Source organism: Paenibacillus sp. Root444D2 (assembly GCF_001426375.1).
GTDB lineage: Bacteria > Bacillota > Bacilli > Paenibacillales > NBRC-103111 > Paenibacillus_E.
Map to the genome: position 1 here is coordinate 42,084 of NZ_LMEO01000030.1, position 19,827 is coordinate 61,910.

General features: G+C 44.1%; 17 protein-coding genes and 2 pseudogenes. 3 read left to right on the top strand and 16 right to left on the bottom strand.

Annotated elements, in window-relative coordinates; translation table 11 throughout:
• The 3 genes from ASD40_RS17925 to ASD40_RS17935 form a co-directional block, all read right to left on the bottom strand.
• Window positions 1-921 (bottom strand): ABC transporter permease, encoded by a 921-nt coding sequence (locus ASD40_RS17925; protein WP_057304557.1) that lies wholly within the window; start codon window positions 919-921, stop codon window positions 1-3.
• A gap of 197 nt (window positions 922-1,118) precedes the next feature.
• Entirely contained in the window at window positions 1,119-2,636 is a 1,518-nt protein-coding gene (locus ASD40_RS17930; protein ID WP_235549299.1) for a DUF3502 domain-containing protein, read from the bottom strand.
• 199 nt (window positions 2,637-2,835) lie between these two features.
• Window positions 2,836-5,109 carry an AraC family transcriptional regulator gene (locus tag ASD40_RS17935; protein WP_057304558.1) on the bottom strand — a complete coding sequence of 758 codons (2,274 nt, stop codon included), beginning with the start codon at window positions 5,107-5,109 and terminating at the stop codon, window positions 2,836-2,838.
• Between the two features lie 431 nt (window positions 5,110-5,540).
• Between ASD40_RS17935 and ASD40_RS17940 the strand changes: the two genes are divergently transcribed.
• A complete protein-coding gene (locus tag ASD40_RS17940) occupies window positions 5,541-5,759 on the top strand; it encodes a hypothetical protein (RefSeq protein ID WP_057304559.1) in 219 nt (72 codons plus the stop codon).
• A gap of 246 nt (window positions 5,760-6,005) precedes the next feature.
• Here ASD40_RS17940 and ASD40_RS17950 read toward each other — a convergent pair whose 3' ends face one another.
• The 8 genes and pseudogenes from ASD40_RS17950 to ASD40_RS17980 all read right to left on the bottom strand — a co-directional run bounded on the left by ASD40_RS17950 (window position 6,006) and on the right by ASD40_RS17980 (window position 13,777).
• Window positions 6,006-6,305, bottom strand: coding sequence for a hypothetical protein (locus ASD40_RS17950; RefSeq protein ID WP_057304561.1), 300 nt, complete (start codon window positions 6,303-6,305; stop codon window positions 6,006-6,008).
• 545 nt (window positions 6,306-6,850) lie between these two features.
• Entirely contained in the window at window positions 6,851-7,927 is a 1,077-nt protein-coding gene (locus ASD40_RS17955; RefSeq protein ID WP_057304562.1) for an alpha/beta fold hydrolase, read from the bottom strand.
• Between the two features lie 127 nt (window positions 7,928-8,054).
• Entirely contained in the window at window positions 8,055-8,285 is a 231-nt protein-coding gene (locus ASD40_RS17960; protein WP_056830268.1) for a hypothetical protein, read from the bottom strand.
• A 232-nt stretch (window positions 8,286-8,517) separates the two neighbouring features.
• Window positions 8,518-8,941, bottom strand: a pseudogene (locus ASD40_RS36485) (IS110 family transposase); the annotation flags it as partial.
• Window positions 8,942-9,208: 267 nt separating this feature from the next.
• Window positions 9,209-9,676 carry a hypothetical protein gene (locus tag ASD40_RS17965; RefSeq protein WP_057304563.1) on the bottom strand — a complete coding sequence of 156 codons (468 nt, stop codon included), beginning with the start codon at window positions 9,674-9,676 and terminating at the stop codon, window positions 9,209-9,211.
• A 172-nt stretch (window positions 9,677-9,848) separates the two neighbouring features.
• Window positions 9,849-10,211 (bottom strand): nuclear transport factor 2 family protein, encoded by a 363-nt coding sequence (locus tag ASD40_RS17970; protein WP_057304564.1) that lies wholly within the window; start codon window positions 10,209-10,211, stop codon window positions 9,849-9,851.
• Between the two features lie 441 nt (window positions 10,212-10,652).
• Window positions 10,653-12,374: a ubiquinone-dependent pyruvate dehydrogenase gene (gene poxB, locus ASD40_RS17975; RefSeq protein ID WP_057304565.1), complete on the bottom strand. Its 1,722-nt coding sequence runs from the start codon at window positions 12,372-12,374 to the stop codon at window positions 10,653-10,655.
• Between the two features lie 503 nt (window positions 12,375-12,877).
• Window positions 12,878-13,777, bottom strand: coding sequence for a phosphotransferase family protein (locus ASD40_RS17980; RefSeq protein WP_057304566.1), 900 nt, complete (start codon window positions 13,775-13,777; stop codon window positions 12,878-12,880).
• A 172-nt stretch (window positions 13,778-13,949) separates the two neighbouring features.
• Between ASD40_RS17980 and ASD40_RS17985 the strand changes: the two genes are divergently transcribed.
• Entirely contained in the window at window positions 13,950-14,564 is a 615-nt protein-coding gene (locus ASD40_RS17985; RefSeq protein WP_057304567.1) for a DUF6241 domain-containing protein, read from the top strand.
• 267 nt (window positions 14,565-14,831) lie between these two features.
• Here the strand turns inward: ASD40_RS17985 and ASD40_RS17990 are convergent, their stop codons facing one another.
• The 3 genes from ASD40_RS17990 to ASD40_RS38690 form a co-directional block, all read right to left on the bottom strand.
• Window positions 14,832-15,092, bottom strand: a complete 261-nt coding sequence (locus ASD40_RS17990; protein WP_057304568.1) for a hypothetical protein — start codon at window positions 15,090-15,092, stop codon at window positions 14,832-14,834.
• A gap of 349 nt (window positions 15,093-15,441) precedes the next feature.
• Window positions 15,442-15,816 (bottom strand): hypothetical protein, encoded by a 375-nt coding sequence (locus ASD40_RS17995; RefSeq protein WP_057304569.1) that lies wholly within the window; start codon window positions 15,814-15,816, stop codon window positions 15,442-15,444.
• A 466-nt stretch (window positions 15,817-16,282) separates the two neighbouring features.
• Window positions 16,283-16,531: a helix-turn-helix domain-containing protein gene (locus ASD40_RS38690; RefSeq protein WP_063860392.1), complete on the bottom strand. Its 249-nt coding sequence runs from the start codon at window positions 16,529-16,531 to the stop codon at window positions 16,283-16,285.
• A gap of 356 nt (window positions 16,532-16,887) precedes the next feature.
• Between ASD40_RS38690 and ASD40_RS18005 the strand changes: the two genes are divergently transcribed.
• Window positions 16,888-17,793: an alpha/beta fold hydrolase gene (locus ASD40_RS18005; RefSeq protein ID WP_057304570.1), complete on the top strand. Its 906-nt coding sequence runs from the start codon at window positions 16,888-16,890 to the stop codon at window positions 17,791-17,793.
• 345 nt (window positions 17,794-18,138) lie between these two features.
• Here the strand turns inward: ASD40_RS18005 and ASD40_RS18010 are convergent, their stop codons facing one another.
• Both ASD40_RS18010 and ASD40_RS18015 read right to left on the bottom strand, forming a co-directional pair.
• Window positions 18,139-18,438 carry a hypothetical protein gene (locus ASD40_RS18010; RefSeq protein WP_057304571.1) on the bottom strand — a complete coding sequence of 100 codons (300 nt, stop codon included), beginning with the start codon at window positions 18,436-18,438 and terminating at the stop codon, window positions 18,139-18,141.
• A 484-nt stretch (window positions 18,439-18,922) separates the two neighbouring features.
• A pseudogene (locus ASD40_RS18015) lies at window positions 18,923-19,374 on the bottom strand (VOC family protein).
• Window positions 19,375-19,827 lie beyond the last annotated feature (453 nt).

Below are 19,827 nucleotides of genomic sequence, written 5' to 3' on the forward strand. Positions count from 1 at the left end.
CTAGAATAACTTGGAGTCATTATCAACTCGGCGGACAATCCAATTGAAGAAAAGAATGGTGATAAAACCCATGGCCGACTGGAATAATGCGATTGCCGCAGCATTGCTGTAGCTGTTCATATTCGAGAAATCCCTCAAGGATCGGTACGTATAAGTATCGATGACATCTGTAGCCTTGTAGAGCAGAGAATTGTCTCCAATAATTCCATAAATCAAGCCAAAATCACCGTAGAAGATCCGTCCCAAAGCGAGAAGCGTCAGTACGATAATGGTCGGCCGCAACAACGGCAGGGTAATGTGCCAGATCTGCTGCCAGCGCTTGGCGCCGTCAATTCTTGCGCTTTCATAATATTCTTCTGAGAAGCCGGTTATCGTCGCAAGATATATAATCGAACCCCAACCGGCTCCCTTCCATACGAATATAATGGTCAAAAGCATAGGCCAGACCGATGGTGTCTGAAACCAATCGACCGTCTGAAAGCCGGCATCCTTCAGCAGCTGATTAATCATGCCGTCCTGCCCGTTAAAGAAATTCAAGACCATCAGATTAACAACGATAATGGAAATAAAATGCGGCAAAATCACAAGTGATTGGGTTAACTTCTTGAAAAACACTTGTCTAATTTCATTCAGCAGCAGAGCAATTAATAAAGAGCTCACGGTGCCTGCCGTAATGAACAAAAGATTCAAAAATACAGTATTTAATGTAACCGCCAACCAATCAGGTCCTGTGAAAAAAAATGTAAGATTGTCAAATCCCACCCATCGGCTTCCCCAAATCCCCTTAGCAGGTATAAACTGTTTAAAGGCCAATAGATGTGCAGACATTGGCAAATAAGAAAATATAAATACGTACACAATTACAGGAAGCGCCATAGCATATAGCCATATGTTCTTCCTGAGTTCTCGTATAATACTCATGTTCATGCTCACCTTTCCTTTCGTATGTGTTTGTATCTTACCCATTCGTGGAGCTGGCGTATAGTCTTGCTTTTATCAATGAGTTTGAACTATAACAGCCCATAGAGGTTTGAATTTTATCACACACGAAAGTCCGGAGTTTACCAATATGAAAAGCCGGCGAACCTAGAATCTAGGTCGCCGGCTTTTATAACGGTTTACTTCTTTTTACTGGCCAGGTACGCATCCAGCTGTTTTTGATACTCAACTTGGACTTTCTTGACATTAGCATATGCTTTATCCTTATACTTCGCTAAACCATCTTTCGGTTCCACCAGACCCATAACTATCGGATCATACAACTCTTTACCCACAGTGCTCAATTGTGCAATTTCATTGGATACCGGGCTTGGATCGAAAGTAAATCCGGCAAGAATATCCGCTGTAAAATTATTGGGATCCCGCTGCCACTTGTTCAGCTTGATCACATCTTCCGGCAAGCTGGCATCGATGCGATCCAGCTTGGAGTTCCAACCCCATGCGAAAGGAATGCCTGAATAAGGGCTTTCTTTGATGGGTTTAAAAAGGCCTTCGCCCGAATCTTCCCAGTTTTTACCCTTTATTCCGTAGGCAAGCAAGTCGTAATTATCCTTCTGGTTTAACCAATTGACGAATTGAATGGCGCGTTCTTTGTTTTTGCTGACCACGGGGACGGCAATGAAATTTCCTGCTTTGAACGTTGAGGCCAGCTTCATGCTGGGATCATAGAAGCTGAATGCTTCTGCGGTGGCTCCCGGAACTGACTTTTCCAGAGAAGTTCGGGTACTAAGAGCTACACCGAAATCATTGAAGGTTGATACAGCTGCTTTTCCTTTAGCAAATTCCGCATTTTTAAGAATGAGGGCATCTTTGGCAAGAATCCCATCCTGATAGAACTTGTAATTTTGTTCAAAATTTTTCATGATCATAGGATCCATATTATCAAAGATATTATAGGCCTTTCCATCATTGCCTTTGGTATACAGTCCAGGATAATTCGATATAGCGGCAAGATTGGCTTTCGGATCCAGCATACTTGCCATCTTCAAACCAGTATGTTCGGTGCCGTTCGGAATGTACGGGGTGATCTCCGGAGCCTTCTCTTTCACAGCATACATAAATTTGACCAGATCATCGTAGCTCTTGATCGGAGCAATGCCTAGCTTCTCCCGGATGTCCTTGCGTATAACAAACGTCCACGGACGAATGAAATTCACTTCAAGCGGTACTGCGTACAATTTACCATTCACTTTGTTGGCTTCTAGCAGTTGCGCAGAGCGGTTGCTCTTAATCTCAGGTCCATACTTATCAATGATTGAATCTAATGGTTCGTAGAGCCCAGCAGCAATATTTTGATACGGATTATTATCCCAGATCAGATCGTAATCTTCCGCGGAGGATAATGCGACTTGGCGTTTCTGAAGGACATCTGCCCATGGAATAAACACCACGTTCAGCTTCACATTAAGTGAATCGGCAAGACGATTCTCCATCTCTCCCTTCACTTCACTCCAATTGGCCGGCGGATCTCCCGGGAACATGATTTTCAGTTTAACCGGATCTAATTTGGCCACCGTGGAAGCTGCCGGTTTGGTGGTTTCAGAAGTTGCCGTCTCCTTCGAACCGCAGGCGGCCAATGTTCCTGCCAGTATTAACGATGTCACCATTAATAAGATACCTTTACTTCTTGACTTCACTTTTAACCCCTCCTGTTTTATGATCAACCGAGCAATGATATAACCATGGTTCGCATTTTGGTTTCGTGTATCCGGTGTGCTCGGTTCGTACTAGATCATACCCGGATTGCTCAGCTTCCGTACAGTCCGGTATCTATCAATCGGTATGAAATGTTATAAAGGGGGGAGTATAAATTTCCCAACAATCAGAGTACGAATTTCAATGCTCTAAATCATGTTTTCCCAAACGGTATTGGTTCGGCGTCATCCCGGTTGCTCGCTTGAATGCAGAAAAGAAGGTACTCTTGGTTTGAAATCCGGACTGTTCCGTTATATCAGCAACGGTCCAATCGGTCGTTGTAAGCAGCTTGATGACATGCTCGATCCGTTGGTCTGTAATATAATCGGATAATGAGCAATTAAAATGGTCCTTGAATATTTGTCTCGCATAGTTCACAGACATGGATACATGTGCGGCAATGTCGTCCACGGAAAGCATCGGATTGTGAAGATGATTGCGTACATATTCGATCATCTCCGCAGCAACCTCATCCTTTCGGCTCGAAACATTCTTCTTGCGGTTCTGTTCTATGGTTTGCAGCATCACCTGGTACAGCCACGATTTTACTTCACCTAATGTGGCGAATTGTTCCAGAAAAGAATGGATACTCTTCATCCCTTGAAACGTTTTATAGTTTTTGAAGCTTTTCATGATGGAATAAATGATGTGAGTCAACTGCAGTTTGCATTCCTGATAGCTTAGTTCCTGCATATGCAAGGTGAGGTGATCCAAATAACCTTCAAGTGCTTTATCATTCTTAAGCTGAACAGATTGAATGACCTGTTTCAGCAATGCTTCATCGAGATCACTGTCTTTGCCTCGTTCATATCGCTCCAGATCATCAGAAGTAAACACCCTATCCTCATGATTAATGAATCCCATTAACGTCAGTTCGTAAAGCTGGTTATAGATAATCTGCAGATTCTCCTCAACATCAAGTACGGAACTGATAGCTGCATGCACTTCCAGCTTAAGCCATCGACTGATCTGAACCTTTACGTCATCCATCGCTCCTATTGCTAGTGCCATTTCTTCCTCTGAAGTAGACAAAGAAATAAGCGCCACAATGTGATCAGAGCCGAAATCGACTGTTTCCGCAACAAACCCGTGATTCGAAAGGACTTCGACCATAATATTCCCTAATGCAAAGCGCAATAATTTACGCGAAGCAAAGTCGAACTGTTCTTCGAAGCGTCCGTACGATTCCAGACGAATGACCGCCATGCGGAACGATCCCGTTTGGAGAATTTGCGTTTGGTTCCTAATAAACTCTTCAATTGGTTTAGATGACTTCGAATTAAGAATCCATTGACGCAAGAAATCATCCTTCACCAAAGCTTTGCTGCTCTTGATCGATGAATCCAATTGTTCAATCTTCTCAACAAGCGAATGGAAACCGGAATGAATCCATGCCATTTCATTGCCGGCATTTGATGCTTGTAGGATAGCATGTTCCTTGCCTAGCTTGCTTCGTATTTGAGCTACCAAGTCACTAAGAGGCTTTAAGCTGCGGTATGATTGCCAAAACAAATATAACAGCAAGGCTAACAACATTAAGATCGAAGAACCAATAATTTGGATACGAATCTTAGCAACCTTTGCTTGCCATAAGGAGATCGGCGTCATGTGATATATATTCCATCCTTCTACAGGGAACCGTTCTGACTGAATGGACCAGGTTTCATTGCCAGACTTCCATTTCCAACCCTGGTCTGCTGCCGATTTATCTATTTCCATTAGCGCTTTGGTTAATGCAGGGTCCGTATTCCCCAGGATGAACTCTTTATTTTTGCCTTCAATATAAATTTTATTGGGATCATCTGCTGAAATCTGCAGCATGTTCTCATTCAACAATGGTTTACTGAACAGAATTGCAACAAATCCCTGATAGTTCTGATTAGGTCCGGCCGCCGGTACGACCAGTGCAAGAAACGATTCTCCTCCCACCTCATGGTTAACATACTGCAGATACGGCGTTTTTTGATTCTTAATGTAGTCCAACATCGTTTGGTCATAAAAATTCTTTGTCGTATAGATGCTCGATTCAGAAGTGTAGATTTGATCAATATTAAAGTTAATTAAATAAATGCCTCGAATGAAAGGCTCACTGCTCATAAATTCCCTTACACTTGTCGCGGCTTTATCCAATGTCAAAGGAGAATACTGGTCCTTTCCCATGTTCATCCAGAGCGCAATACTTTGATCCGAATAGATTCTTAGCGCAAACTGGCGTAACTTTTGCAGGGTAAATTCCGAGGTTTTAACGATTTGATTAATTTTCACCTGATTGGACTTGTCCGTTTCATCCATCGCGCTTTTAGCGAACTGTTGGCTGAGGAACACGGTAAATACTAGGGTAAGCAAGCTCACTGCAATGCAGGAATACATAAATATGTTTAAATACATCTTCTTCGGCTTTATCCGGCTCCACATGGCATACCCTACCCTTCTTTCTCACTATATCACACGAAAACAATATGACAGGATTCCTGCTTTGTCCAGTATGAATCTTAACAAAGAAGTGTGAATTTTATTAATTGAGCAGAGTCATCTTCGTTTAAATCAATCTACCAAATCCCCTCATTCACTGCTTCTGTTGGGTGACAAATAAGTTTTAATGTAACCTCTGCTAGAATTAACCGTTACTTCAACGAAAATAAAAAAGGAGCCGCAAAAAGGCAACTCCTACACGATAGTTCCTTAGCTCAACAACAAATCAAAACTGGATGTTTTTTTACAATGAACGAATTAAAATCAATGTTCGTCTATCTGTAATAAAACGTTATATTTTCTTCATCTAAGGTTAATCATCAAGGGTTATAATGGGAACCCAAGACCACTTTTCCTCTAGGAGTGAGTTTATTATGAAAGCCGTCAATTTACCGTTTGAGGATTATTTACTTGATACTCATGATGAAGAAATCATTTGGATCAAGGACAGAGCTTTTGTAATTAGGCCAGCAACTGACGATGATATTGAGCGAATTGGAAGAGGGTATTTTACTTTGGATTATCCAGCAGAAATCGAAGAAGGCACGACAGAAATAGCCACCACGGGAGTACGGCTAGATAAGGTTAAGTAATTTGTATATGGAGCCACCCTTGACAGAAAATGAAAACACAAATACAAGGAGTCGTAATTCATCATGAGAATTGACGGGAAGCACAATGCATTGATTGTTCAAAATAATTCGAATCGATCTGGAAATCCCCGATTTTTTAAGCATGCCAAAGGTTGTTACCATGGCAACACCTTCATAGTTTGTATAGCGCCCCTTTATTGAACTAACGTTTCCGTTAGTTCAATGGGCACTAATTTGCATCCCTGCTTAAGGTATATATTTGTTTGGAATTCTGAAAAAATCAACATAATTATACCTTCCAACGAGATTAAAAGTTTTCTTTGTCTCATCAAACTCAAGAACAAAAACTTCGCCTCGCATTCCTGAGTTAATGTTTGTATCCACGATAGCTATTCTATTTTCACTGAGTTGTACAACAGATTCGCCAGAAGAAGGCACCTGTGTCTGCGGAGCATTATAGCTAAATTGAGGGACAGGCTTCATTGCAATGATTATCAAGCAAATAAATATTCCAAATAACAAAAATGTCCTGGGTCTATCGCTCAAGTAATTCACCTCCATTTCATTAAACGAAAAAACAACCAAAAAGTTCCAATATTTAGTTTGAAGTTCTTACTATCCTGCCCGTTAGCTCAATGAAAACGGCAGCCGATTTTCTCTTACCTGCACCAGTGCAATCGCTACGCTAAGGCTCTTCTCTTTGCCAAGAGAAATCAGTCGGTTGAACACGGAACAAGTCCTCGATGGTTGGAAGCAGTTACGGACATTCCGCCGCGAATAAACTCCGTCCAGGCGACTACGGCTTCTGGTGACACAACGCTAATCTCATTTTAATGACCTTGCATTTTCACTTCTACGGGATAGCTTACTCGAGTTGCCAACGCAAAAACACCTCCAAGTTGTCCACCATATCTTACGACACGGCTCATTTTACTTGAAGGTGTTTTAATTTGTCTCACGTTACTGGGTCAGTCCCGACTTTCCCGACTTCGTTGTATAGAATGTTTTTGTCGTCCGAATAAATGACGTCAAGCTCCCGAACGGCATCACGCCGCAGGCGATTCAGGGGCTTGTTGTGCAGCAGGGACGGTTTAACGGAAAAACTCTCTGAACAGCTTAATGGCGGCTTGCGGGTTCTCCTCCATGATCCAATGTCCGGTTTTCTCCAGCTTCACCGTCTTTGAATTCGGCGCATGCTCGTTTAAGAACTGCTCCAGCATGCCGTAACCGGACACGCCGCCGATGCCGAGCACGGGCACGGACAGCGGCTTGTACGTTTTCAGCGTTTCGATATCATCCCTGAACGTCTTGTACCATTCGTTCCCGGCGCGAAGCGCATCGGGCTGGGAATAAGCTGCGAGGTAAACCTCGCGTTCCTTCTTGCTGAGCGCATCCTTGGTGTAGCCCATATAATCGTAAATCCAATTATAGACGAGATCCAGCTGTTTGTCCTGCAGCATCTGCTCCGACAAGCCCGGGATGGTATTAACGGCAAACCACCAGTAGAACTTAGGGCGTTCGGGGTTGCTCTCGTCGTACACGCCAGGCGGCGGCAAGATCGGGATTTTCAGGAAGTTATCGTTCGGATGGGAAGCATCCATCAGCACGACTTTCTTCGTGGCCTCCGGGTAGTTGGCTGCATATGCGTACGCGATCGTCGCTCCGATATCATGTCCGGCGATGTTGATGCTCTTGTAGCCGAGCGCTTTGGCCAATTCATAAATATCCTTTGCCATCGTCTTCTTGTCATAGCCCGACTGAGGCTTGTCCGAACTGCCCATGCCCCGGTATTCCACGACATAGACATGATAGTACTTGGCCAGCTCCGGCATCATATTGCGGAACGAATACCAGGTTACAGGCCAGCCCGGCAGCAGAAACAGCGGCTCGCCCTTCCCGCCCTCGACGTAGTGAAGCTTGACGCCGTTCGCTTCCTTGTAGCCGTTCTTGAAGCCCGGAAGCTCTTTGACGAGCTCCTCGTCGGAAAACGCCTTACCGGGCGTTAACTTGCCTGCAGTGGTTAATGCCACTTTCTTTGGATTGATATCGGCGGCGCGCTCGCCGTCTTGCTCATTGCTGTTTCGCGCGCAGGCCGAAAGTAGCATAAGCGCCGCGATCAGCAGTATTGCCGTGCATTTGGCCGGCCATCTCGATTGGTTCCCGAACATCGCATTCCCTCCTATATACATTCATTATGCATGCTCATGCGCTTGACTTACATCGGCTATCATTTTCCTTATCGAGTTAACGTATGCGAAGCCTAGCAACGTTATTTGGCTTGTCCTACGGATTAGTTTATTGATCGTAGATGCCATGATCACTCCTCTTAAGTTTAATTATTCGAATAACTAACACATGACCGAGGAAGGAATCCGCGTAATGGCTTCTCACAAGGAACGGCCACTCGACCTCATTTTGCTGCGTTAAAGCGAACTGCAGCTTCGTCAGTGATTCCATCCTTTCCTCTAAAATAGAGCCGACCACCAGCACCAGCAGAACCGATACCGTTGCAATCCGCAACGTCATCCTAATTTTTTCTCCGCCATCACTTCCGCTCTCTGATCGCTAAATGCGCTCGGTCCTTAGGGTTTCGCTCGTTCTTGCACCTTAATCTTACCAAGGATGACGGAGTGCCAAATCTGTTAAAAGTCATGAATATGCAAAAAAAAAAGCATCGCCTTCGGTCATTGCGCATGACAATTTTCATGCGCCATGCCAAAAGTAATGCTTCCCGTACTCAGATCGAATGACGACAGCAATCTAACCAGTTATGGACACGTGCTTGCACTACGCAAAGGTCAGTCGTCAGGTGATCGCGAATTTTCATTGCTCCCTCAGTTCGGCATAAACGCCCTGGGAAAGGTTCGGTACGGCGTATCTCTCGTCTTTGACCAGCTGTGCAATGAACTTCGCATCCTTAATGTCATTCTTCGTTGGCGAATTGTCGTCGAGTTCTTTGCTTTCTTTACGTGCAGCGGATTTACAACGCCGTACATAACTTGCTTTTCACGCAGAAAATGAGCAAGGTTTAGCCAGTAGTGACCAGTAGGCTCCATGCCAACGATAACGTCTTGGAAACCTTGTTACGTTAAAATCTTTCGGAACCAGTCCACAAACAACTCGAACCCTTCCCTGGTGTTTTCAAACGTAATGGGCTTCCCGAACTCGACTCCGCGGTTGTCGTCCGTTAGCTGCCCAGCATCGTGGACCCATTAACATCATACCAAGGAGTCTTTTTATTTCTCAAACCTCGTATTTCTTCATAATAGGAATGCTGCCCGTGCCCTTTTCACTTCAATCCCGCAACAAGCTCACCTATATCTTCTTCTTTCATCCTAATCTAAGGGTGAAATCCTGCGAATTCATGAGTTTGAGTGAGGAAACCGAATCATTTCGAGGGAGCGGGATGAACTTGAATCGTCTCTTTATATGATTCAACTTGATTATTTTCACAATTTATAATTTTTTTCTATTCTAACTATCCATTTATAATACCCTAACAAGATTAACAGTAGGATAGGATTTATTAGTACCGAATGCCACAATCTCCACCACCCGTAGTGAAAATACCCCCAAGGTTCAGGCAGCAACGTAATTAACTCATATATGGCGGTACCTATGACCCAATAGATAAAGTAAAATGTTTTTACTCTTAATGGACTTTTAAACGGATACCAATTTAAAAACATCATGTTAATGGGAGGAAGCAGTCCAAGATGCGCAGGCACACCCTTCCAGTCAATGTCTTTAGTAAAATACCAGTAACCATGAAATTTATAATCAACAAAAGAATCGAATGTACCTTGAAAAATCGATGTAAATGTCCAAATATGAACAATTTGGTTTGCTGTCAACCTCTTATTGGTTGTAAAGGCAGTAAGATTAAAAACGACAATTGCGATAATAAGTCCGATCATAATATTTCCTTTTTCTCTTTATCATACCCGGATATTAATTAAATGTATTCTTTTCTCAACTTTTCTGTAGTTAGTTGAGAAAGGCAGCCGATCATTTGACCGACTGCCTGTCGTGGCTTTGTTGTTTCAACTAACGTTAGTTCAACAATTTAGTGTTGAGCATAGTATTGTATCACGTTACCGAACAACAATGACCTGAGACAATTTGCCATGTCCCGATACGTTTCTGCCAAACACGAGTGTACCAAAACTCGCCTTCAAATGGAGTCCCGAAAATACCGCTTAGATTGACTCTTGTAATGGTTACGGCTACCCTATCCAGAAGTCTAATTCTTTGATCCAAAATATCAATTCCAGTCATTTTCAAGTTTCCTGAACGATGTGCTTCAATATCCGATTCTTTTGATAAAACTTGTCCTAAATGATTAACAAAGGTAAGGTCGTCAGCAATCAGTTCATCTAAAAGTTCCACATCACTGAATAGCATTGCTGTCCGAAGTCGTACTTCACAAGCAATGATAAAGGTTTCATCCACAAAAATACCTCCTTTTGGTGTCTTCTCTCCAATTATGTACTACTCTAAATATGTTACGTTTATTTCGTACCTATATAGATCAACATACCATAAATTTGGTAATTTTATGGAACGTAATATTAAACATTACTGCTCGTTTAGTTTAACGAGCTGCCGGTTGCTCAAAGTTCTCTACCTCATTAGTCGGACATAGGCTCCAAATCGAATAAATTTCGATACATACTAGAGATAATTGCGATGTAACCGGCTGTAATTCTTTTTGTATTAACGTAAGCGTAAATAACCCGCATCTGGCAATCAGATGGGGGCTATTTTAAACTTGTGACTAAGGTAGTGTGTCCAGTCAGTTGTAGGAGTCTTTAATAAAGCTGATCCTCCCTCCCTCTCGGGAGTGGGAAAATAACTCTGACTTCCAATGCCACTTCAAAGGACTCCTATTTATTACCGAAAGAGATTGGTTTTCGCCAGTTCGATGACTTCGTTGCCTTGCCCGTTCAAAACGGCTTTCAGCATCCACATCGTAAATCCGCGAGCCTGCTCGAGGTTGATTTTCGGCGGCATCGCCAGCTCCTGACGATTGACGACGACATCCAGCACTACCGGACCGCTGTATTCGAGCGCTCGGCGAACGGCACTTTCCAAGTCATTCGGATCCTCGACGCGAATTCCTTCGATTCCCATGGCTTGAGCAAGTGCCGCAAAGTTTGGATTGTCGAGTTCCGTTCCGAATTCTAAAAAGCCAGCTGCTTTCATTTCCAATTCCACGAATCCAAGCGCGCCATTATTAAAGACAACGATCTTGATCGGGAGCTTATGCTGACGAAGGGTCAATAGATCTCCGAGCAGCATAGTGAGTCCCCCATCCCCAGACAGCGATATGACCTGGCGTCCCGGTTGAGCAACCTGCGCCCCAATCGCCTGGGGCATGGCGTTCGCCATTGTCCCGTGGTTAAATGAGCCAAGTAGCCTTCTTTTTCCATTCATGCTCAAGTATCGGGCAGCCCACACAGTCGGCGTCCCAACATCGCAAGTCAAAACGGCATCCTCATCTGCGAGATCGCTGATTACCTTCATGAGGAATTGCGGATGAATAAGAGCTCGGCCAGGAGCTGCAAGATTGTCCAGTTCCTCGCGGACTTTGGCATAATGTGCTGCAAAGTGCTGCAGATGATCAGGAGAGTGCGGTTCCATTAACAGGGGTAACAGCATGTCGACCGTCGTCTTTACGTCTCCGCACACCCCGTATGCGAGCGTCGTTCGCCGGCCTAGTCGGGAGGAATCCAAATCAACCTGAAGAATGGTCGCTTCTTGCGGATAAAATTGCCGGTATGGAAAATCGGTACCCAGCATGAGTAAGACATCGCATTCCATCATGGCGTGGTATCCTGATGAATATCCGATGAGGCCGGTTAATCCGACGGAATACGGGTTGTCGTATTCCAGATATTCTTTTCCTCGCAGCGCTATGACCATCGGGGATTGCAGTTTCTCACACAGCTTCATGAGCGAAGCATGAGCTCCCGCGCAGCCAGCACCGCACAGTAAGGTGATCCTCTTGCCTTTGTCTAAGTAGTCGGCAAGCGTCTTCAATTCGTCTGTAGAAGGGCTGACAATTGGCCTGGTGGAATGGATGACGCGTTCTGGAACCGGACTTTCGTCGAATTCGAAAGCGGCTACATCACCAGGAAGAACTAAGACAGACACTCCCGACCTTGCCGTCGCGGTTTGCATCGCCATCGTAACCGCTCGAGGTATTTGCCTCGGTCCGGTTACGACTTCACAAAAGAAGCTGCATTCCTGAAACAACATGTCCGGACGAGTCTCTTGAAAAAAGCCGCTGCCAATTTCACTGCTCGGAATATGAGCGGCAATCGCAAGTACGGGCACCCGGTTTCGATGGCAATCGTACAATCCGTTAATGAGATGTAAATTACCAGGTCCGCTGCTACCCGCACAAACGGCGATTCCTCCGCTGAGGGTGGCATCCGCGCCAGCCGCGAACGCTGCAACCTCTTCGTGGCGGACATGGATCCATTCTATTTTTCCGGAACGACGGATCGCATCGAGCAAGGCATTAAGCGAATCGCCGATAATGCCGTAAATTCGCTTCACGCCGGCGTTCAGAAGGGATTCCACGATGGAATCAGCTATCGTTCTCTTCAAGGGAATGCCTCCTTTTTGTTTTTATTATTTTGCCATAATATGAGCAGTATATTCTTGATTTCACTACGATCGGGCTTGTTGGGCTTTAAACTTAAATTAAGTAGTCACATTTCGGTCATTTCATTCCTAATTATCGGTACTTTATCTAACTTTCAACCTATTCGATCCGCTTGCGGTTTTCCATAAACCTAATATTTTGTTCAGACGCGAAGTGAGTCATGGACGGATGGAAGAAATCCAACCCTGTTGCTCCCGCACACTCGGCTGAGTTAAATAAATCACCACAGGATGCAAAGCAACAACCAGATCTGCGAATCCTCTGATATGTTACTTCACTAAAGTACCCGTTACACCAATGAAAAAGAAGAGTTACTTTGCTGTAGGCTCCTCAACTATAGTTCCTCGTTAACTGAACAATTTAAATCTATCTTATAAACCTTGTCTCTTCTGGGTAATGACTGACGAAAAAGTCAACCTCAACTCCAATCGAGCGGGAACTGCCCTTATATAAGCACACTCTCATTTAAAAATCGATTATCCCTGACGATTTTTCTTACCTTCTTCATCGTATCCGCGTGTTTGGGCACTCCAGCGATTCGGTCGAGCAAAAGCCACCTCAGGCAAGCAAGCGCTTCAAAGATCTCTAACTCCCCCGGCGCTATGGGCATTTTCTCTTGATATTTGTACAAAAACGTAAGGCTTTTGCTCTCGCTCAAATAGATGCGCAAAAGCAGACAAGCCCATGACAGATCATACCTAGGATCCCCCAGTTGCCCGTTCGTCCAGTCGATCACTGTGTATTGTCCATTATCTTCTAGAATATTGCCTAAATGGAAATCGCCGTGAATAATCCGATCCATTTTCATATCCGCAGAAGCGACGAGACGGATCAGTTCCTCTTTCATCGCCGGAAACGCCTCGATCCCCGGGAAAAAATACCCAACAAAATCATACCTAGCAAGCGCCCTACCCTCCAATCCATCCGGAGACAGCCGGTGAATGTCGGCTAAAACAGCAGCAATTTCCTTAAAAATGCTCGGGCTCACCTTCGTTACTGTAGTACCGTGATAGCGGGTCAGCAGCACACTGTCCCCAGTTTCGGTCCGCCCATAGCCGATCGGCTCGGATACGCGGATTCCCTGACAATGAAGAGCTTCCAAAAGGCGATATTGGCGCAGGACGTCAGGTTTCGAGCGCTTGTTCCACACCTTCAGCACAAAATGCTTCTCTCCCTGCGTGATCTTAACCACATCCGCCTCAAGCCCCGGCGAAAGCGGGCTAAACGTCAGTTCAGCCCTTGAAGTAATAAGGTTGTTTAAAATTGGGTCTGTTTCATACCATTCAATTTCCGCCAATGAGTCGTTCATGGTTTTTCCCGCTACCTTACCTTCTAATTGGTTCATATCTCACCTCTGGTTATTTACTCCTTCCAGAAAATTCAACATTTAGATGCGTTATCCTGCCCGTTAGTTGAATGCACAAGGACTTAAGACCTTTAATTATTCCTACAGGAACTAGTTGGGTGGTAATAACGTTTAAATATATAACATCCAACTCGAGGAGGACATAAATCCAATGAAAAAGAAGTTCATCATCACCGTCACTATCTCTGCTCTCATCGTCGGGAGTGCTTTCGCATATGTTAAAGCAAATAATATCACCAAGGAAATATATAATCCCGTTATGACTGTTTCCGAGACTCCGAAATCTGAGGCTCCGGCAGCTCACCCAATTGACAAAGTCAGACCCTTCACAGGGATGAAATACGGTCCAAATCAAGCGCTTATCGCGGTTGATGATGACTATTTAGGCCAGATCAAGAAGATGAACGCGAACGGCGAATACATGAACGAAGTCTCGATTATCATGAACCTTCACTCCATGACTCATCAGAAGATCAAAGCTGACCAAATCGGATTCTCTATTAAGATGACGCATGAATTCCTCGACCTCATGATCGAGAACATTGAGAAGGCTCCGAACATCGAGGAACGAGACAATTATCTCGCGCTCGCGAAAAAATGGAAAGCGAGCGACTTCACTCGAATCGTGGACGATCATGATTATCTCGATAAACGACAAGGCGGGACTGTTGGATTCTCGACCGGAGTCAATTCACCGGAGGAGGAGGCCGCCTTCGTTGAAAAATGGTTTAACAAAAAGGACGCAACAAATGAACCGACAAGCTAAATCCGAAAATTAAAACTTCTCTTGTCATTTGAGAACAACAATAGATTGTAAGGCAAGAACAAGGGTTTTACAGGACAAGAACCTGGTACCTCTTTCTTGGATGTAGCTGAAATTAAAGAACCCACAATAAAAATGTTGTGAGCCCCACAGGAATTTGGTATATTTTTCGTCGTATATTAATGTTTCATGCCGCTGCCTGATTACGCTATCGTTTCCGTTAGTTCAACGAGGTGCTGCCGTACAACAGCATTTTTTATTATTAAACCGCTAGCTATTTATAGCCTTCTCCGCGAGATATACCTCATCCTTTTTGACATAGATGTCGTATTGGCTGTTATCATTTCTGCCTGAACCCACTGTACCCGTGTCATGACTTGTTATTCGGCTGCGATAGGAAATGCCATGACTTTTTAATTTATTTACAGCATCATAATATTTCGATTGATTAAATGCAGTAAACACCAAACGCCTATGCTTGGAAAAAATTAACATGATGATATTCATAATGAGTTGCTCGATATTCCCCATATTAATTATCGCTCCCTAAATAGACATCTCTATTCAAGACACTATGCCTACCTTAACCGATTGAATTAACAGTCAATACGATCATTTAATCTATGTATCACATCCTTATATTACCACATTTGGTTAAAGACTTAGTTATGCATGTTCCCAAACAATCGTTTATTGTGCTAAATTGTCCGTTAACTGAACAAGCTGCCTAATTTAATCCGGCAGCCTCGTTACGTGTTATTTATTCAACTCTCGTTTCCGTTAGATTAATCATTATCAAATCTCGATGTCACGGTTTATTGCTGATGTCAAAAGCTAAATTCAGTTTTTTGGACAGGCTACTTTACAGAACAAGAGTACTTTATTGAATCACATCCGCCGTCGGCAATGTAAGATAGATGGCATCAATTTCAATTTTTTCATCAATTAGTGCTTTTGCAATTCTATGTCCCCCATCAATTAATTGTCCATCTGAACATATTAATATTGGGTACTCCATGTTTGCGTTGATAATCCGCTGACAATGAAGCGCAACATTGCGTATAGTTGGAACTGATGTATTCCTACTATCTGTAAACCAACAATCCTGATCAAGTTCCTTTATTGAATCTATCTTGATTTTATGAACTGGTAAGTTCTTAGATAACTCCCACAGTTTTTCTACGTCCCAGAAATGTCGCCTTCCGTCAATTATCCTTCCGTGTTTATGCTTCATTCGTGAAAGTAACTCTTCCATAATAATCACCTCAGCTTTTCATAATAATCAATGGCATGTTAGGGAAATCGTGATCAGACATAAAACCCTTCCCTTTAACAGTTCGGGATATGGATTCCTTTCCCTGCTGTTGCGTTAGTTGAGAAAAGGCAGCCGATCATTGGCCGGCTGCCTTCAAGCTTTTATTGATTGAACTATCGTTTCCGATAGCTTAATGCTAAGGTTTCACCTTTAGAAGAAGTATTGCTTCATGGGTAGTTACTCCCGGTCTCCAAGTCGTTCACGAAAGCCCCGTACTGCGACATCATGAACGTAAAAGCCTGCATCTTCGGATCCGTCAACCGAAGCTTACCGCCTCGCTCATATCGTTGAAGTAATTCGTCAGAAACTCGAGCAACCGCAGAGGGTGTTGTTGCATCCGTTCTTTAAAAGCCCGGCATCTGGGCTCCGTCCTTGATGCTGATTTGGACCAGTTTGCGGTTCCGGTTCATAATCTCGTGGTACGTCCTGCTGATCGTAAAGAGATCTTCTCCAGCTCCCATACCAGTTTGTCCGCGAAAATCTTTCTCATCTCTTCGGCATAGTGATACCTGTCGAAAGCGGCTTCAAGGAGTTTCTGCTTGCTTCCGAAGTGTCGGAACAATGTCTTCTCTCTCAGGCCGGCAGACTCAGCAATCTCTTGCGTGGTATCGCTATTGTAACCTCTTTCTGAGATCAGATTAATCGTAGCCAGCAACAGCCTGTCACTGCTTTCCAGCTTGCTGACCGTAACTACGACGAAAACGTCTTCCTCGAAGAATAAACTCAGTGGTGGCTGGACAACCTAGCCGACGATGTCACCGGGGAAGGCGCGTTCATGGAAGGCAACGTGCAAGGCCCAGATGTCGTCCATAAAATCCCGCCCGCGAGATTTATGAATACCAGGAGTTCCACTTCGCTGACAACTACGGCGAAAACGGCTTCCTCGAGGAATACACCACTTCGATTCGGGGCAACCTGAATCACAGTTAAATAGTGGTAACTCGCCGATCATTCCCAATTGGTTATAATTGGAATATCCTATGTAGCTGAAATTTTAGGGAGGAATCATGCATGTCGAATGAAGATAAAGGGATGTATGCCGAAGAACGCCGGGAAGATCCCATGACCACAATGTTGAGCCAATCGATCCGACCGCAGGTCCGCCCCATCGACGGCCTGTCCATTCGCTACGCCGAGAGCGAACCGCGCGACAATCATGCACTTTTGTTGAGCCCGTGGCCGGAAAGCATTTACTGCTACGAGCCAACCTGGAACCGGTTGGCAGAGCACGTCCATCTGGTGGCGGTTGACCTGCCGGGGTTCGGGCAGTCCGAACGCCGCGATTCATTGATGTCGCCGAGGGCCATGGGCGAATTCATTGTTCGGCTCGCTGACGCGTTCGGCCTGGAGCAGCCACACATCGTGGGGCATGATATCGGAACCAGTGCATCACTCTTCGCCGCGGCGCTGTCTCCGGGCCGGTTCCGCAGCCTCGTAATCGGTGCCGGCGGCGCCGCAGTCCCACTCCAACTCAGCGGCTTGCTGAAGGAATGGGTGGAGGCACCGAGCATCGAGCCCTATCGCAAGATCGATGGACGCAAAATTGTAACCGCCACGATTAGTAAATTTGAGCGCAGGCCCACGGATGCCGCCTGCGAGGACTATCTTTCGTCCTATGAAGGTGAGCGCTTAGCCGAGTCGATGCGCTACGTGCGTAGCTATCCGGAACAGCTGCCGATTCTGCGCGACCTACTACCCACGATCGAGACACCCGTGCTGATCATAAACGGCGTTAGAGACCACGTGGTGCCGCCGGTAAACGCCGAATATCTCCATGAGCGGCTACCCAATAGCAAGCTTAACATTATCGATGCGGCACACTTCTTCTGGGAAGATGCCGCCGATACCTACGCAGATCTGGTTACGAACTGGTGGGCCGGAGGCTACACGAAAGCCGGCTCCGTATCAGACCGATAATCCGTCGGATGCTTAGGTCTCAGAGAGGTGTTGACCGCCACGTTCATATCAGCTTAATCAGCAAGTCCAGATTATAACTTTAGTTTTTTCCGACCGCCTCTCTTCCCTGCCATCTGTCGGGAATGAGATCAAATTCTTGTCAAAATCGGGAATGGGATAAAGTTCTTGTCATCAGGATTTGACAAGAACCTTATCCCATTCTATCTTTTGCGATTTTGAGTGCGGGTTTTATTGCTGCGATGAATTTCCTACATGGACTTTACCCGTTGGTTTAATTCCCGTTAGTTGAGCAGGATTTGTTTTTCAACCAGCCATTTACTTCAAAAAAAGACAGCCCATTCAATTTTATTTCTTCGCAGCTTCATCTTTGCTTTTTACATCCCATTTAATGTTATAACTACCCGACTTCTTGGTTCCTTTAATTCGGAATATAACTTCCCCATCGTCATTTATTGGTATATTTATTGTTTCACTTCTATTATTTTTAAGAGTATTACTCCAGACAGATTCATCTTTGTTATTGTTGTTTAATCTCGTCAATATTGCGTCTAGAGATAATTCCCCAGTCTTAACAATAGCAATATAAACTACATACAGAACTTCTCCCTTATGCACCTTAATTTTATTAATATCTTGGTTTGTCATTGAGGTTCCATCAAACGTTTTATATTCACATTGAATTGAGGTCTGTGATTCGTAACACACCGAAGTTCTTTCATAACACCGATAAGGAGATTAACAATAAATAAAACTATTAAAAAAACAACTATGCCAAACAATATAGCTTTTAATAATTCATTTACATTTCCCTCACATAATCTTGAAAAAACTTATCTTCTATATTTGTTATTTTTTATTGAAAACCTATCTTTTTATTACTAAGCATAACTGTCCTTTAGTTGAGAAATGGCAGCCGATGATGTTGGATGGTTGCCGTGGTGTTGTTTATTGAACTATCGTTTCCGTTAGTTGAGTCCCTTTAATTTGGTTTTGCATTGATTTCCGTTAAAGTTCATGCATCACGAAGTCCCACCGAGTTAAGGCAGCTTGCTACCGGCCGGTGCGGATGTGTCCCGGCAATTACTTCCTCGTTCCTTGTTTCCGGGACCGAGGGTCGCCCAGACCCGACTTATTTATTACCGAGTTGTTCCGCCAAACCGATTAGAAGTCCTTCATTTCCACGAATGTAGCAGAGCCGATACGAGTCCTCATACTGAACCACTTCGCCAACGAGCTGAGCACCATACTTAGTGAGTCTGGATACCATTTCGTCAATGTCTTCAACGGTGAACATGACGCGTAGATAACCGAGGGCATTTACAGGAGCAGTTCGGTGATCTGATATAGTAGGTGGGGTGAGAAATCGCGAAAGTTCAAGTCTGCTGTGGCCATCTGGGGTAACCATCATAGCAATCTCTACACACTGTGAACCCAGCCCGGTTACGCGACCAGCCCATTCACCTTCGACAGTAGCTCGCCCTTCGAGCTTCAAGCCAATCTCCTCGAAGAAAGAGATTGCGTCATCAAGGGATTCTACACGATGCCAACATTGTCCATTCTTAGTAATTTGTTTTTTGCCATAGTTTTATCTCCTTATGTGTACAAATTTATTACCTGATCATCTTCATATTTATTCTATCAAGAATTACTAATTCCTTCCAAACGGTTAACATCTTGTCACAGTTCATGATAACAAGGATAAGTCACAGTATAGTAAAATGTGAAATTTGGTTTTCGGATATGTCATATTAACTTTTATTCTACGAAATTCAATTCGTAATTATCGTAATAAGATCGTTTTACACAATAAAATTACGTAGATACCCCTTTTCTAAACTCCTAATATTTTTATACTTTAACAATTCGGAGTTACGATATTATCTCCTGCTTATTATTTTTGATCATTAAACTAAACTGCTCGTCCCTCGGTTTTAAGGGTTTATCTCACATATACTCACTCATTCGCAGGATTTTGACACCTTGGTTTGCAGATGTTGTTCAGGAGAGCGCTCATCAGATGTAGCTATTCCCATT